Source organism: Streptomyces chengmaiensis (assembly GCF_029846775.1).
Lineage (GTDB): Bacteria > Actinomycetota > Actinomycetes > Streptomycetales > Streptomycetaceae > Streptomyces > Streptomyces chengmaiensis.
Window position 1 is genome coordinate 76166 of record NZ_JARWBG010000008.1, and the last position, 12114, is coordinate 88279.

The window sequence follows — 12114 nt, forward strand, 5'->3', positions numbered from 1 at the left end:
GACCGGGGAAATGACCGAGGACATGACCGGGGAGATGCAGCAAGCGTGAGCAGCGGTGCGATCTGGTCGGTGGACGACCATCTGGAGGACATCCTCGGCGCGATCCGCCCGCTGGATCCGATCGAGCTCCAGCTCCCCGACGCCCAGGGCTGCGTCCTCGTCGAGGACGTCACCGTGCCGGTCGCCCTGCCCCCCTTCGACAACAGCTCCATGGACGGCTACGCCGTCCGCACCGCCGACGTCGCCGGAGCGAGCGAGGAGTATCCCGCCGTCCTCGCCGTCATCGGCGACGTGGCCGCAGGCAGCGGGGGCCTGCCGACGGTCGGCCAGGGACAGGCCGCCCGGATCATGACCGGGGCCCCGCTGCCGCCCGGCGCGGAGGCGGTCGTCCCGGTCGAGTGGACCGACGGCGGCTCGGGCGGCGGCGCGGCCTCGACGATGCTCCCGGCGGGGCAGGCCCCCGAGGCGGCCGGCGGCGAGGTCAGGGTGCACCGCTCTGTCGAGGCGCGCGCGCATGTGCGCTCGCGCGGCAGCGACGTCCAGGCGGGCGAGGTGGCGCTGGCGACGGGCACCGTCCTCGGACCACCCCAGATCGGGCTGCTCGCGGCCATCGGCCGGGCGACCGTGCGGGTTCGGCCGCGGCCGCGCGTCGTGGTGCTGTCCACCGGCAGCGAGCTGGTCCAGCCGGGCGAGGCGCTGGGCGAGGGCCAGATCTACGACTCCAACAGCTACGCCCTCACCGCCGCCGCGCGCGACGCGGGGGCCCTCGCCTACCGCGTCGGCGCGGTCACCGACGACGCTGACGAGCTGCGCGCCGCCATCGAGGACCAGCTGATCCGCGCCGACCTGCTGGTCACCACGGGCGGGGTGAGCGTCGGGGCGTACGACGTGGTCAAGGAGGCACTCTCCTCGGTCGGCGACGAGGACGAGCCGGGCGGCGGCGTGGAGTTCCGCAAGCTGGCCATGCAGCCGGGCAAGCCGCAGGGCTTTGGCTCGATCGGCCCGGAGCACACCCCGCTGCTCGCCCTCCCCGGAAACCCGGTCTCGTCGTATGTGTCGTTCGAGCTGTTCGTACGGCCCGCGATCCGCGCCCTGATGGGCCTGAAGGATCTGCACCGGCCCCGGGCGCGGGCCGCCCTCAAGACCGACAAGGCGCTGACGTCACCGGAGGGGAAGCGCCAGTTCCTGCGGGGGACGTACGACCCGCAGACGGGCACGGTCGCCCCGGTGGGCGGCTCGGGCTCCCATCTGATCGCGGCCCTCGCGCACGCCGACTGTCTGATCGTGATCCCCGAGTCCCAGGCGTCCGCAGAGCCGGGGGCCGAGGTGGACGTGGTCCTGCTGGGGTGAGGGCCGGACCGGCGGGCGGCCGCGGGCTCGCGGCGGCGGCGCCGACCGGCCGGAGGGCTCCTGCGGACGGGACGGGCCGTGCGTACGCGCGGCAGCGGCGGTACTGACCGGGTGACGGGCATACGGTGGCGGTACGGTGTCTGACCACACAGGCCCGCGGCCCCGCACACCCGCAGGCCGCGGGGCCGCACCGGCAGCACGCCGGGCGCGGCCGCCAGGCCACGCCTGACAAGGCCCGACCGGGAGCGCCACAGCAGATGAGTACGCAAGGCAGGCTGACGCACATCGACGACGCGGGGGCGGCCCGCATGGTGGACGTCTCCGGCAAGGACGTCACGGCCCGCACCGCCCGCGCCAGCGGCCGAGTGCTGGTCGCGCCCCGCGTGGTGGAACTGCTGCGGGGCGAGGGCATGCCCAAGGGCGATGCGCTCGCCACCGCGCGCATCGCCGGAATCATGGGCGTCAAGCGCACCCCCGATCTGATCCCGCTCTGCCACCCGCTGGCGGTCTCGGGCGTCACGGTTGATCTGACCGTCGCGGACGACGCGGTGGAGATCACGGCTGTCGTCCGGACCACGGACCGGACGGGCGTCGAGATGGAGGCGCTCACCGCCGTCTCCGTGGCCGCCCTCACCGTCGTCGACATGGTCAAGGCGGTCGACAAGGGCGCGGTGATCACGGACGTCCGCGTGGAGGAGAAGACGGGCGGCAAGTCGGGCGACTGGAGCCGGTCATGAGCCGGGCGGCGCGCGCGGGCGAAGTACGGGTCCACAGCCATGGCCCCGCCCCGGCCTCCGCACCCGCCGACCGCGCGGACCACCCGTACCGGGCGCTCGTCGTCACCGCGTCCAACCGGGCCTCCGCGGGCGTCTACGAGGACAAGGGCGGTCCGGTCCTCGCCGAGGGCCTCGCCGCGATGGGTTTCACGGTCGACGGCCCGCGGGTGGTCCCCGACGGCGCACCCGTGGAACAGGCCCTGCGCGAGGGCGTCGGCCGGGGGTACGACGTCATCCTCACCACCGGCGGCACCGGCGTCTCGCCCACCGACCGCACCCCGGACGTCACCCGCGCCGTGGTGGACTACGAGATCCCGGGCATCCCCGAGGCGATCCGCGCCCACGGCAGTCGGAAGGTGCCGACGGCGGCGCTCTCGCGCGGGCTCGCCGGGGTCGCGGGCCGCACCCTGATCGTCAACCTGCCCGGCTCGACGGGCGGGGTGCGCGACGGCCTGGCGGTGCTGCGCACGCTGCTGCGCCATGCGGTCGACCAGATCCACGGCGGAGACCACCCCCGCCCCGAGGCGGGCACGAGTGCCGAGGCGGGTACGAGCGTCGACGCGGGTACGAGCGTCGAAGCGAGCACGAGTACGGGTACGGGTACGGGTTCTGAGGGGAGTACAAGCTGAACGCGCCCTCCTGGCCGGCGGTGCTGGCGGACGGCGAGGTCGTCCTCCGCCCCATAAAGCTGCGCGACCAGCGGAGCTGGCGGGAGGTCAACCGGCGCAACCGCGACTGGCTGCGCCCCTGGGAGGCGACCGTGCCGCCGCCCGCCCCCGGCGGTCCGGCAGCCCAGCGGCCCACCTACCGGCAGATGGTCCGCCATCTGCGGGCGGAGGCCAACGCCGGGCGCATGCTCCCCTTCGTGATCGAGTACCGGGGAGAGCTCGTCGGCCAGCTCACCGTCGCGGGGATCACCTGGGGCTCGATGTGCTCGGGCCATGTCGGCTACTGGGTGGACCGCGCCGTCGCGGGCCGCGGCGTCATGCCGACGGCGGTGGCGCTCGCCGTCGACCACTGCTTCCAGACGGTCGGGCTGCACCGCATCGAGGTCTGCATTCGCCCGGAGAACCTCCCCAGCCGACGGGTCGTGGAGAAACTCGGATTCCGGGAGGAGGGGATGCGTCCGCGCTATCTGCACATCGACGGTGCATGGCGGGACCATCTGGTCTTCGCGCTGACGGCCGAGGAGATCCCGCAGGGGCTGCTGCACCGCTGGCACCAGGCCCGGCCTGGCGCCAGACCAGAAATAAAATAAATGTTCGAAATTGATCGGCCTCAGCCATCGTCTGATCCGAACAATCACAAAAAAGTTCCGTGATATCAGCCAGATCGTGCGACACACCGCGCCAATTGGCCGATGCGCTTGCGCCGACCCCTCTACGGTGTGAGGCGTGAGCAGCAGCGGCCTCATTTACGCAGTCATCGTCGGGGCCTGGGCCGCCTACTTGGTGCCGATGTGGCTCCGCAGGCAGGACGAACTCAACGAGGCACGTCCGACGGAACGCTTCTCCACCGCCATCCGGCTGCTGTCCGGACGCGCGGCGATGGAGCGCCGGTACGCCAAGGAGCTGCGGGGGCGCACGGCGGAGCCCGAAGGGCACGAGGCACCCGACGCGGACCCGGACGCCCTCACGGAACCCCGGGGTTCCGTGGACGTCCGGGCCTTTGCCGCGCCCGAAGGCCGCGCCGAAGCCCGTGCCGGCCTCCCGGAGCGGCGGCCGGGACGCCCTCCCGGCCCCCGCGCCCGACCCCGGCTGAACCGGGCCGCCGCCGAGCGTGCCCGCCGCAGCAAGGCCCTGGCCCGACGCCGCCGCACCACCGTGATCCTCTTCCTCGCCTTCACACTCGGCGCGATCGTCGCGGCGGTCGGCGGGGTCGGCTTCCTCTGGGCGCCGGGCGTCCCGGCCGTGCTGCTCAGCACGTACATCGTGCACCTGCGCGCCCAGGAGCGCCGCCGCTTCGTGTTCACCATGGACCGCCGCCGCGCCGAGGCGGCGGCGCAGCGCCTGCGTGAGAGCCGCCGCCCCCGCCGCCAGCAGGAGGCCGCGCAGGCCGCCGCCCCGCCGGAAGAGGACACCGAGCCGCACCCCGCGCCCGAGCCGGCCCCGACGCTCTCCCCGCAGGAGGCCGGGCGCCGCGCGCTCGTCGAGCAGACCGACCACGCCGAATGGCTCGACCAGCAGCGCGACCGCGGCCCCGCCCGCGGCGACAGCTGGGAACCGGTCCCGGTCCCCCTCCCCACCTATGTCACCGCCCCGGTGGCCCCACGCGCCACGGGCGGCGTCGAGGTGGGCGACCCGGAAACCTGGAGCGCGGCCCGCTCCTCCTCCGCGGACCCCACCCCGGAACCCGCACGCCGCCCCCGCCCCGACCGCAGCCGCACCCCCCTCTTCGACCAGTACGCCGACGACGACCGTCCCCGCGCGGCCAACGAGTGACCCGGGGCGCTCCGCTTCGCGGACTGCCCGCCCGATGACCAGCGGGGAACGGATTTCCAAGCACCCCGGATGGGGTGCTAAGGTTTCACACGTCGCAAGGGCCTGTGGCGCAGACTGGTAGCGCACCTCGTTCGCATCGAGGGGGTCAGGGGTTCAAATCCCCTCAGGTCCACCATGGACGAGCTATTGGAACATACGGCCAACCGTATGCCACCCAGTAGCACGTCCAAGGTGCCCATGGCGGCGCCCTTCCCCATCTGGGGGAGGGCGCTTTCGCCGTTCTGGGGCACTATCTCCGAGGTATCTGGTGCAGTGGCCGCCTCGTCACTTTGAGTCTGCTGTTGGCCGGGCTGGGTGCTCTCGGCACCCTCAGCGCTCAGGCTGGCCGCATCAGCCGGCCGCCTGCGCTCCTGCTGCACGGCGTGCAGCCGCGCGAACGGCTGCTTCAGCTCGTGCTCCAGGGTCGGTCGTCCAGAGTCCTGGTCCTCCTCGACGTATAGCCCCTCGAAGATGGCTTGGTTGAACATCCGACGTTGTTCGTCGTTACACCGCAGGTACAGCGCCTGCGGGTCTTCGAGGAGCTGCAAGCTCACCTCAATGAGACGAGCCGCTTCGCCGAGGTCGTCATCGGTAGCGCCGAGCCGTTCCTTCAGCCGCTGACGCTGCCTCTCGATGTCGTGCAGGCGGCTGCGGATCTTGGCCTGAGGCAGGGTGCCGTCGGTCGCCAGGTCGAGCAGGTTGTTCTCGCGCGTGTCCAGCTCGCGCAGCTCCCGTGAGAGCTGCTGGTGCAGCAGCTTGGCCGACGCTTTCTCCTCACCGATGGCCTCCGCCAGGTGAGCCCGTACGTCGGAGATGAACTGCGGGCTGAAGCGAACGCTGGCGTAGTGATCCTCGACGGCTTCCTCCAAGCGGCCGACGTTGACGTACGGCAGCTCGCAGGTGTGGCTGTAGCGTCCAGTGCAGAAGAAGTAGGTGTAGACATTGCCGTGGCGGTTCTTGGCGTGCGAGAGGATCATGCGGCTCTTGGTGCCGCTGAGGTGCTTGCAACGCCCGCAGAACAACGAACCCTTGAGGTAGTGGTGGTGCACCCGGCGCCGTTCGTCGGCCACGCTGCGCGACTCAAGGATGCCTTGCACCCGCTCGAACAGCTCGTCGTCGATGAGGTGCTCGTGCCGCCCCTTGTACTCCTGGCCTTTGAACCGTACGAACCCGATGTAGTACCGATCCCGCAGCAGGTCCGAGAGCTTGCTGATCGAGATCTGCGTCTGCGTGTACCGGCCGTTGGTCCGCATCCTGAGCCCGCGGTCGTACAGCTCGTCGGAGAGATCGGCCAAGGTGTAGTCACCGGTGGCGTACAGCTCGAAGGCCAGCTTGATGAGCGGGCCGCGCTGCGGGTCAACGATCACTGTCCGGATCTCGCGGCCGTCGCCCCGCTCGATGACGTTGAGGTAGCCGACTGGCGCCCGCCCCAGCGTGCCGCCGTTCTTGGCCTTCTGCTCCATCTTGTAGGCGATGTCCGCGCCGCTCTGGCTGGAGGCGTACTCGTTGATGACCGCCAACATGCCGTGGAGCATGCGCCCTGTTGGGGTGTCGTCAATGTTCTTCTCGACGGCTGAGAGCAGCTTGACGCCCAGCTTCTCCAGCGTGGCCACCATGATCGCGTCGTCCAGCCGGTTCCGCGCGAAGCGACTCAGCATGTAGACGATGACGTAGCGGACATTCGGATGCTCCCGGATGTAGGCGATCATCTGCTGAAACTCAAGGCGTTGGTCAATCGTCTTGGCGCTGCGCCCCGGATCGATGAACTCCGCTGCTTTCGTTGAGCCGAGCTCCCGGCCACGTTCTTCCACCTTCTCCCGCTGCGCCGGGATGGAGATCCCTTCGGGGTTGTAGTCGGTGTTCACCTGATCCTTGGTAGACACCCGCAGGTACGCGACGTAGTCGTTCCCGGTGACACGGTCGGCTGGATTCTTTACTCCTGCCATGTATTACCTCCTTCTGTTTCGATGACCCATTCCGATTCACGGTCAACATTTTCTTTATTTGCCTTACCACTTCCATTTTACCTCCGTTATTGCTAATTACGTACAGTGGCTTTACGGTTACTGGCCGGGGTGGGGCCGTTTAGGCGCCACCCTTGGCTATGAACCCGGAAAATCCTTCCTTCGTGACCACCTGGAACATGCCAGCCAGGAACGACTCTCGAGTAGCGGACTCGGTTTTTAGAGCTGCTTCAATCGTGCCTTTGCGTCGGTCATCCGGCACCACGAAGGCCACGACCGGGAAGACCTCGTGCTCACTCTGGTGAGCACCAGTGGCCGCGTATTGCTGGTAAGTCGTGGCCTTGCGGACAATGACTGGTGTGTGTTCCGTGCCGAGGTCGGTCTCAAGAAACCAGTGGTCCTCAAAGTCTCCGCCGGCGGTAATGGCGAACAAGTCCGGCTTGAGCCACTGCTTAGCTCCATGCGGAGCCAAGAACGTCCTCCAACAATCAGGCTCACTTTCCAAGCGGACGAGCTCAATAGCGCCAGTGTCCGCCAGTTCGTGGAGCTCCATCGCGAGCTCAGCCGTAGCTAGCGTGTGGAACGTGAAGGCTGCTGAGGGTTCCAGATAACGACGTCGCTTGCCTTCGTCATCGCCTTGCCGAGTGAGCCGCTCGCCAGCACTGGTCAATTGCCAGATGACGCCGGTTGATCCAGCTCGTACGCCACCAATCCGCCGAAACAACCTGGCGACCAATCCGTGTGACTCCAAGCGTGAGAGCACGCGCATGGTGGCTACCGAGGCAGCCGCTTCGGTAGCGTGCCGCTTGGACGATCCTTCCCCTGAAGCGCCCCGCGGCGCGCTCTGACTACCACTCGGAAAGTGCAGCCGCCGAATCAGAGCGGTGGTCAGCAATCGGAATTTCCGCACCGATCCCAGGATGCCAAGGTCACGCTCTGAGAGCGTTGACCGTACGCAAGTTATGTCCTTCTTCTTTTCCATGTTCTTTCCTCCCTTCCAAAATCTCCGATGAGATCTTGAGCTTGTTTGTATGCATGTGGACGAGGTAGCGAGGGCCAGCCAGCCGGGATGGTGAAGATGACCAAGTGAAGCGGGTCAATCCCTTCCCACCTCGCGCCTGAACTGCCGCCTGAGCTGGGCAAACTCCTCGGCTACCTCCGTCGCGAACCAAGGAGCGAAGACAGCACCGACGACACGGTCGGGCCAACGCACCGCCGCTCCAGTCGGCGCTCACTGCGTACCTCTTCGCCGCCTTCGTCCAATCGCGCTCGGCCCGCCTGGTGTCGGTGGCACTGCTGCGGAGGATTCCTCCGAGCTAGCCGTTTCCGAACGCGCAAGCTTCGGCTCTACTGGGCTAGCGTAATTGGCTCGTGCTAGGGCGCGGATTGCCTCAACATCCGCCGTAGCCGGTGGTGGTGGCAGAGTTTTGACCAGTGCCCAACCAGAAGGCGCTCCATCTGCTACCAAGTTCGCATACGCGTGATACCTCGGCAGCGCCATGAAGTCCTCGGCTTCCAGCCCTGGTGCCAGTTTCGCCATATTCCGGGCATCTTCGTACTCGCTGGCAAACACAATCTTGCTACGGGCATTGACGTCGACTGCGGAACGCAAGGCGGGCGGAAATTGGTCACGAAACTGCGCGGCCAAGAACCAGCCAACAGATAGCGATCGGCTCACGGCCAAAGCGTCAGCTAGTGACATTGGCAAGTGCAGAAAGCGCGGTGCCTCGTCGACGTATACAGTGCCCGGTCGCTCACTGGCGTAAGGCTCATTGGCTCGTTCCTGTGTAGCCTGCCAAATCTCGGCAATCACCAGACTCCCCAAAAGTGAAGCCGTCCCGGGTCCCACGATTCCCTCGTTGAGCGGGACTAGCAAGACCTTGTTGTCTTGGAAGATATTGCGCAGCCGGAAGTGTCCCTCTCGCTGATCCAACATCCGGACCATGGCTGGCCGCAGCAGGAACTGACGAAGCTTGTTCATGGGCGCGGCAATAATGTTGGCTTGAGCCGCTGGCGACTGGCTGTCGTACCAGGCCCAGAACTGAGCCAAGCCGACGTCGTTCTGCGTCTGGCCGACGTACTGACGTCGGAAACCAGCGTCAGTCAGCAGGCGCGGCAAGTCCACCAATGTCGCCGGATGCTTCGGGCTGCTACCCCGAGCCAAGGTACGAAGCGACGCCGAGAAAATATCGGCCGTCCTCGGCCCCCAGCCATCCGCGAAGACGCTCTCGAAGACCGACAAGACGCCGTCGACTACCACGTCGAGGTCACGGCCGGTGACGTCCAACGGATTGAAGCCAACCGGCGATTGGTTGGCAGCATTGAGCTCGACTACGTCGTTCACCCGGTGCTCTGGCATTCGCGCCAAAACGTCGTCGATTAGCTGCTGCTTTGGATCGAGAACGACTACCGGGCGACCAGCCTCGATGTCCGCCAAGACGAGGTGCAGCAAGGCTGTTGTCTTACCGGAACCGCTTGGTCCGTAAGCGATGCCGTGGAAAGTCTGGTCCGCTGCTGAGATGCCCAGCAGGCGGTCATCTCCCGGTGCCGCGCTGCGGGCGAAGACTCGCGGTCCACAGTGGACGTGCGCCGCCGCGCGCAGCACTCGCGGATGCATGGGGTTGCCAGGGAGGTCTCCCTCACCGACGGGCCAGCCGAGCAGGCCGACCAGCTCGGAGACGCCGAGGGCCAACGGCCACAGCCAAGGCAGCCGCACGTTGTTGAGACGGTCCGCCGACTCGCGGACGAGGTCGATCTTCACGCCCGCGCCTTGGGCGACGGTCAGCGCGCTGAGCAGGCTCAGGATTCGGTTTCGGCGCCGGCGCGTATCTGGTCCGGCTACACCGAGCCGGATGGTGGCCGCGAACCCGGCTTGTGACTGGCGTTCCCTGAGTCTGCTCCTGGTGTCGGTGCTGGCCAGAACTTCGCCCATGACCAGCTTCTGCACCATGGAGGCTCCGGGGTCCGGAACATCCTTGGCCATGGTCCGGGGCTCTCGCCGCGGACCCAAGATGATCTGCACCGCCAGGGCCTCGTCGGCCTGGAGCGGTGCCGTCAAGGCGGACAGTAACGCCCGCGAGGTAGCCTCGGCGACGTCGCTTCGTAGCGGCATCCCCGCGGGCTTGAGCCGCAAGCGTCCGGCCACGTCGACCCGAAGTCGAGCCGGAGGTCGTCCGTTGTCGGACTGCACAAGTTGAGAGCCCGGCAGGAAGTCTTTGAACAGTCGCCGCAGTTGACTAACCTCGGCCGAGCGACAGCCCAGCAGGTAGCGGACAGAGCCGCGTTCGGCTCGGGCTTCCAACACCAGCCGCGAGGCGGTGCGCTCGGCGGCCAGACGGCCCAGCAACACCAGCACAGATGCCTCGCTGAGCGGTCGGGGCAGGTGCAGCTCCGAGAACAGCAGCTCATTACTGGGGTTGGCCATGCTGAGCCTTCCCCTCGGTGTGCTCAATGCCCTGGTGGGCTTCGGCGGCTTGCTTCTCGACCTCGGCCTGAGCCAAGGCGATGAGTGCCCGGCCAAGCTTCCGTAGGTCGATCTCTGTGCGCTGGATGCCCCGCACCACGAACCGGCGCTCGGGCCTGGGACTTCGTTTGCTTCGTTTTGCCATATATCTCCCTTCTGTTACTTCGCTTGGTGGTTGTGGTGCCGGTCACTCGGCACTGGGTAGCCGGGAACGACGATGTCCGAGGCGATCTCGTTGCCCCAGACGAACCAGTCCCGATTGCTCGGCGGACGACGCCGCGCGAACAGCTCGATGAACGCTCCTTCTGAAATCCGCTCAATCACGGCGTACTGCTCGTCGGGCTTGCGCGAGTGCTCCTGTACCGGCGCGTTGATCCACGTTGGCTGGCTCCGGAACGCGACTGGCGCGTTCCCCCTGGTGGCGAACAACAGCGTCTCCGTGCTGTTGCGCAGGTAGTTGCCGAGCCCCAGCCGGAACTTGACCCAGGTCAGGGGCGAGCGGACCGTGAAGCCCCACGCCTCCGCGACGTCGAAGCCGTCGCGGAGTGTGGCGTTGGTCGTCCACAGCCACAGGTGCGCGTCGTCCTCGGCCAACTCGGCCACGGGGAGCTCTCGAATCCGGTTGAGCGACATGACCGGATAGTGGCGCTCAGCGCCCTTTGCGCCGGTCTGCCCTGCAGCCCACGGTGGATCGATGAGGAGTGTCCGGAACCGGCGCGGTACGTCTGGCGACCGACCCTCCTCCTTCACTTGATGGTTTGTCACGTACTAACTTCCTCCTTTCTCTTCGTCCCGTGATGTACTTTTTGCACGGGTACACTTCTAGCTATACAGAAATAGCCTTAATTGAAAAGTCGTTGGTTCGGGCGAAAGATCGCACGAAGGCACAGGCGAAGAAACGCCCGTGCCTCTCTGTTGGCTCCGCGTTTCTGGTACGCAGAGATGCAACGAACTTGCTTGTTGTGGAATGGTCTACGAGGGACCGTGACCCGCCATGTCAGCGAGCCACGGTCCTACCAACGCCGGCCGCGGAAGTGGAGCACGGCTCCACCGATTGAACTGAGGATGACCAGCGGGACCAAGATCGGGATTAGAGGTACGAGGAGCTCGTAGACCAGCCTCGCCCCGATGGCGATTGCCAGCAGGAGGGCGACCGTCCGCAGAGCGGTCGCCGCCATGCCTTCCCAGTTGTTGTTCATGCCGTGCCGGGACGGTAGTCCTCGTGGGGCTGCGGGTTGGCGAACTCGTCAGCCCCCAGCAGCTCGGTCAACAGCCGGCGCTTGGCAGTGTCCTTGCGAGCCCGCTCCTCGTCGTAGGCGGCCGTGAAAGCCTCCTGGAACGATTCCGTCAGAACCCTGATGGTCCTCGACTTGAGCAGCTCCAGCGGTACGGCGACCGCTGTGGTGGGAGTACGGTTCACTCCTTGCTTCCTTTCTCCTTCTTTCGCATGATGTCGGCGATGCGCTCCAAGCCCTCCGCCGTCTTGATGGCGTCGCGGTTCTTCTGCCATTGCCGGATGCGGCCAATGACGTAGGCGACCGCGATGACCGCCACGACTTCCAAACCGCTCACGTGCTCCTCCGGAACACCTCTCGGCGCATCCGCCTTTCGGCGTCGCGTACTTGGGCGTTGATCTCTTGCTTGGCTTCCGCCTCGATGAGCTGGATGTAGGTCTGGCGGTCGAGCTCTCGGATGTAGAGCCAGACGCGATCCAGACCGACACCCAGCAGCACCAGGCACAGCCCGATGAAGATGGACATTTGTCAGGCCAGGTCGTTGCCGAAGCGGTGAACCTGCTTCGCGATGGCCCCGGCCGCCGTGTTGGCGATGAGGGCCAGGGCCTCTGCGGCGTCGGGGCACATTCGCTCCAACTCCGCCTGCTGGCGCTTGAGGTAGGCGACTTCTCCCATGGCGTTCTCGGCCAGGGAGGAAACGGCCCGCGTACGGGCCTGCTCGACGTGGAGCTCTCCGGCAACCTGCCGGAGCTCTCGGTGTACTTGTCGGGAGACCGGCATGCCCGCCGGCCTGCGCATGAGTTCACTCATTGGCGAGTGTCCTTCCGCTGTTGAGTTCTGAATCTG

General features: G+C 67.1%; 13 protein-coding genes, 1 tRNA gene and 1 pseudogene. 7 read left to right on the plus strand and 8 right to left on the minus strand.

Features of this window, described 5'->3' with window-relative positions; translation table 11 throughout:
* Positions 1-45 precede the first annotated feature (45 nt).
* From glp to QCN29_RS09750, 7 genes are all read left to right on the plus strand, one after another.
* Positions 46-1350 (plus strand): molybdotransferase-like divisome protein Glp, encoded by a 1305-nt coding sequence (glp, locus tag QCN29_RS09720; RefSeq protein ID WP_279927358.1) that lies wholly within the window; start codon positions 46-48, stop codon positions 1348-1350.
* 257 nt (positions 1351-1607) lie between these two features.
* Complete coding sequence (gene moaC / locus QCN29_RS09725; RefSeq protein ID WP_240138053.1) at positions 1608-2087, plus strand: cyclic pyranopterin monophosphate synthase MoaC; 480 nt, start codon at positions 1608-1610, stop codon at positions 2085-2087.
* A complete protein-coding gene (locus tag QCN29_RS09730; RefSeq protein WP_279927359.1) occupies positions 2084-2755 on the plus strand; it encodes a MogA/MoaB family molybdenum cofactor biosynthesis protein in 672 nt (223 codons plus the stop codon). The genes moaC and QCN29_RS09730 overlap by 4 nt, the downstream gene beginning before the upstream one ends.
* The gene (locus QCN29_RS09735) at positions 2752-3384 is read left to right on the plus strand and encodes a GNAT family N-acetyltransferase (RefSeq protein ID WP_279927463.1); all 633 of its coding nucleotides are present in this window, start codon (positions 2752-2754) and stop codon (positions 3382-3384) included. Before QCN29_RS09730 ends, QCN29_RS09735 begins: the two co-directional genes overlap by 4 nt.
* Positions 3385-3520: 136 nt before the next feature.
* A complete protein-coding gene (gene sepX / locus QCN29_RS09740) occupies positions 3521-4567 on the plus strand; it encodes a divisome protein SepX/GlpR (RefSeq protein WP_279927361.1) in 1047 nt (348 codons plus the stop codon).
* Between the two features lie 98 nt (positions 4568-4665).
* Positions 4666-4742, plus strand: a tRNA-Ala gene (locus QCN29_RS09745).
* 358 nt (positions 4743-5100) lie between these two features.
* Positions 5101-5343: a hypothetical protein gene (locus QCN29_RS09750; protein ID WP_279927362.1), complete on the plus strand. Its 243-nt coding sequence runs from the start codon at positions 5101-5103 to the stop codon at positions 5341-5343.
* Positions 5344-5739: 396 nt separating this feature from the next.
* Here QCN29_RS09750 and QCN29_RS37060 read toward each other — a convergent pair.
* The 8 genes and pseudogenes from QCN29_RS37060 to QCN29_RS09790 form a co-directional block, all read right to left on the minus strand.
* A pseudogene (locus QCN29_RS37060) lies at positions 5740-6552 on the minus strand (recombinase family protein); the annotation flags it as partial.
* 139 nt (positions 6553-6691) lie between these two features.
* The gene (locus tag QCN29_RS09760; protein WP_279927365.1) at positions 6692-7552 is read right to left on the minus strand and encodes a replication-relaxation family protein; all 861 of its coding nucleotides are present in this window, start codon (positions 7550-7552) and stop codon (positions 6692-6694) included.
* Between the two features lie 249 nt (positions 7553-7801).
* A complete protein-coding gene (locus QCN29_RS09765) occupies positions 7802-9994 on the minus strand; it encodes a type IV secretory system conjugative DNA transfer family protein (RefSeq protein WP_279927366.1) in 2193 nt (730 codons plus the stop codon).
* A 198-nt stretch (positions 9995-10192) separates the two neighbouring features.
* Positions 10193-10798 (minus strand): MT-A70 family methyltransferase, encoded by a 606-nt coding sequence (locus QCN29_RS09770; RefSeq protein ID WP_318036703.1) that lies wholly within the window; start codon positions 10796-10798, stop codon positions 10193-10195.
* A gap of 430 nt (positions 10799-11228) precedes the next feature.
* Entirely contained in the window at positions 11229-11453 is a 225-nt protein-coding gene (locus QCN29_RS09775) for a hypothetical protein (RefSeq protein ID WP_279927368.1), read from the minus strand.
* Positions 11450-11605 carry a hypothetical protein gene (locus tag QCN29_RS09780; protein WP_279927370.1) on the minus strand — a complete coding sequence of 52 codons (156 nt, stop codon included), beginning with the start codon at positions 11603-11605 and terminating at the stop codon, positions 11450-11452. The genes QCN29_RS09775 and QCN29_RS09780 overlap by 4 nt, the downstream gene beginning before the upstream one ends.
* Positions 11602-11793, minus strand: a complete 192-nt coding sequence (locus QCN29_RS09785) for a hypothetical protein (protein ID WP_279927372.1) — start codon at positions 11791-11793, stop codon at positions 11602-11604. Before QCN29_RS09785 ends, QCN29_RS09780 begins: the two co-directional genes overlap by 4 nt.
* Before the next feature lie 3 nt (positions 11794-11796).
* On the minus strand, positions 11797-12078 hold the full coding sequence (locus QCN29_RS09790; RefSeq protein WP_279927374.1) for a hypothetical protein: 282 nt from the start codon (positions 12076-12078) through the stop codon (positions 11797-11799).
* Positions 12079-12114: the final 36 nt, after the last annotated feature.

Bases quoted from the DNA above. Each gene is read 5' to 3' on its own strand.
- moaC (WP_240138053.1), top strand. From the start codon at position 1,608: ATGAGTACGCAAGGCAGGCTGACGCACATCGACGACGCGGGGGCGGCC.
- QCN29_RS09730 (WP_279927359.1), top strand. From the start codon at position 2,084: ATGAGCCGGGCGGCGCGCGCGGGCGAAGTACGGGTCCACAGCCATGGC.
- QCN29_RS09760 (WP_279927365.1), bottom strand. From the start codon at position 7,552: ATGGAAAAGAAGAAGGACATAACTTGCGTACGGTCAACGCTCTCAGAG.
- QCN29_RS09765 (WP_279927366.1), bottom strand. From the start codon at position 9,994: ATGGCCAACCCCAGTAATGAGCTGCTGTTCTCGGAGCTGCACCTGCCC.
- QCN29_RS09785 (WP_279927372.1), bottom strand. From the start codon at position 11,793: ATGTCCATCTTCATCGGGCTGTGCCTGGTGCTGCTGGGTGTCGGTCTG.
- QCN29_RS09790 (WP_279927374.1), bottom strand. From the start codon at position 12,078: ATGAGTGAACTCATGCGCAGGCCGGCGGGCATGCCGGTCTCCCGACAA.